This window comes from Microvirga sp. P4_G7, from assembly GCF_056401005.1.
Genome location: NZ_JBFUKD010000577.1, coordinates 1 through 2397, shown reverse-complemented (window position 1 = coordinate 2397; position 2397 = coordinate 1). Strand labels below are relative to the sequence as shown.

At 64.0% G+C, this 2397-nt stretch carries 2 protein-coding genes; one reads left to right on the top strand and one right to left on the bottom strand.

The features are described from left to right. A partial coding sequence (locus tag AC1DT3_RS18160) for a TSUP family transporter (protein WP_477466629.1) occupies window positions 1-455 on the bottom strand: 455 nt, incomplete at its 3' end. 110 nt (window positions 456-565) lie between these two features. Here AC1DT3_RS18160 and AC1DT3_RS18155 point away from each other — a divergent pair. Further along, the coding region (locus AC1DT3_RS18155; RefSeq protein WP_477466628.1) for a propionyl-CoA synthetase at window positions 566-2397 on the top strand (1832 nt) is incomplete at its 3' end.

The window sequence follows — 2397 nt, the reverse complement described above, 5'->3', positions numbered from 1 at the left end:
CCCCCCGCATGGGCGATCATGCTCGTGAAGCCTGTGACCCATCCCCAGAAAAGACCCCGCGGCACGTCGGCTGCGGCAGGTTCGGGCAAGGTCTTGCGCCGTTCGATGATGATCCGCCGTAGGGCGAAAACGAGGGAGATCAGGCCGACCGCAAGCGTGACGGCAGCGTCGGACACTTTTGCCGCGAGAAGAAAGCCGGAGATGATGCCGACGATGCCGCTCGGCAGAAGAATGAGGATGTTGCGCAGATCCCAGGTGCGACGGTAGGCCCAGACCGTGACCACGTCCTGGATGATCAGAATGGGGAGCATGATCGCCGCCGATTGTACGGGCGAGACGACCAACGCCATCAGCGGCAGGGAGAGGAGGCCCAGCCCGGACAATCCGCCTTTTGCCATGCCCATGAGAATGACGGCGGGCACAGCTGCCGCGTAGAAGAACGGATCGGTGATCATCAAGAACTCGTCGAAAGTCGCCGCTGACCTCGGCCTGCACGCCTGCTACCACAGCGAGACGCGCACGTCCCATGCGGTTCCGACAACGGGGTCACGCCATGAGATCAACCATGACATCAGCCCGCTCCCGCTACCACGACGTTTACGCAGCGTGGAAATCGAACCCGCAAGCTTTCTGGGCGGAGGCGGCGCAAGAGATCGATTGGATCGAGCCGCCGAAGACGATTTTCGACGCCGATGCCGGGATCTATGGGCGCTGGTTCGTCGGTGGAGCCTGCAACGCTTGCCACAACGCGATCGACCGCCACCTCGAGACGCGCGGCGATCAGGCGGCGCTCATCTACGACAGTCCGGTCACGGGTGTGAGGCGTTCCTTCACGTACACCGAATTGCGCGATGAGATCGCGACGCTGGCTGCCGTGCTTCGCGACCTCGGCGTCGCGAAGGGCGACCGGGTCATTCTCTACATGCCGATGGTTCCCGAAGTGTTGATCGGCATGTTGGCTTGCGCCCGGATCGGCGCGATCCATTCGGTCGTCTTCGGCGGATTTGCCTCGCGCGAGCTCGCTGCACGCCTCGATGACGCCGAGCCAAAACTCATATTGTCGGCCTCCTGCGGGATCGAGCCGACGCGCGTCGTGCCCTACAAGCCGCTCCTCGACGAGGCTATCGATCTCAGCCGCCACAAGCCGCCGGTGTGCCTCGTTCTTCAACGGCCGCAGGCGGAAGCGACATTGGTGGCGGGCCGGGATCGCGATTGGGCGGAAGAGGTCGCCAAGGCCAAGGCCGAGAAGCGTGTCGCCGAATGCGTGCCGGTTCTGGCGACCGACCCCCTGTATATTCTCTACACCTCGGGGACGACGGGAAAACCGAAAGGCGTGGTGCGCGATACGGGCGGTTACCTCGTCGCGCTCAAGTGGTCGATGTCGAATTTCTACGATATCGCACCGGGCGAAGTTTACTGGTCGGCCTCCGATGTGGGCTGGGCCGTCGGACATTCCTACATCGTCTATGGGCCTCTTCTGCACGGCTGCACGACGATCCTCTATGAGGGCAAGCCGGTGGGAACGCCGGACGCGGGCGCGTTCTGGCGGGTCATTGCCGAACACGGCGCCGTCAGCCTGTTCACCGCGCCAACGGCCTTTCGCGCCATCAAGAAGGAGGATCCAAGCGGGTCTCTCCTGGCGCAATACGATCTGTCGCGCTTCCGCTCGCTGTTTCTCGCGGGAGAGCGAGCCGACCCTGATACGCTCAAATGGGCGGAGGGAATGTTGGGCGTTCCCGTCATCGACCATTGGTGGCAGACGGAAACCGGTTGGGCGATCGCCGGCAACCCGCTCGGCCTCGGCGCATTACCGCTGAAATACGGTTCTCCGACCGTGCCGATGCCGGGCTATGACGTTCAGGTGCTCGATGAGGGCGGCAAGCCTGTTCCCGCCAATACGATGGGCACCATCGCCATCAAGATGCCGCTTCCGCCGGGTTGCCTGCCGACGCTCTGGAATGCCGACCAGCGGTTCCGCGAGGCCTACCTCACGACCTATCCCGGTTATTACAACACGTCCGACGCGGGCTTCCTCGACGAGGACGGCTACGTCTACGTCATGGGCCGCACCGACGACATCATCAACGTCGCTGGCCACCGCCTGTCGACCGGCGGGATGGAGGAGGTCCTGGCCTCACACCCCTCCGTTGCCGAATGCGCGGTGATCGGCGTCAAGGACGCGCTCAAGGGCGAGGTGCCGTGCGGGTTCGTGGTGCTCAAATCCGGCGTCGATCGGCCGCCCGCCCAGGTCGAGACGGAGCTGGTGGCGCTGGTGCGCGAACGGATAGGCCCTGTGGCGGCGTTCAAGCTCGCGATTACGGTCGGGCGGCTGCCGAAGACGCGCTCGGGCAAAATTCTCCGCGGCACGATGAAAAAGATCGCCGACGGGGACAACTG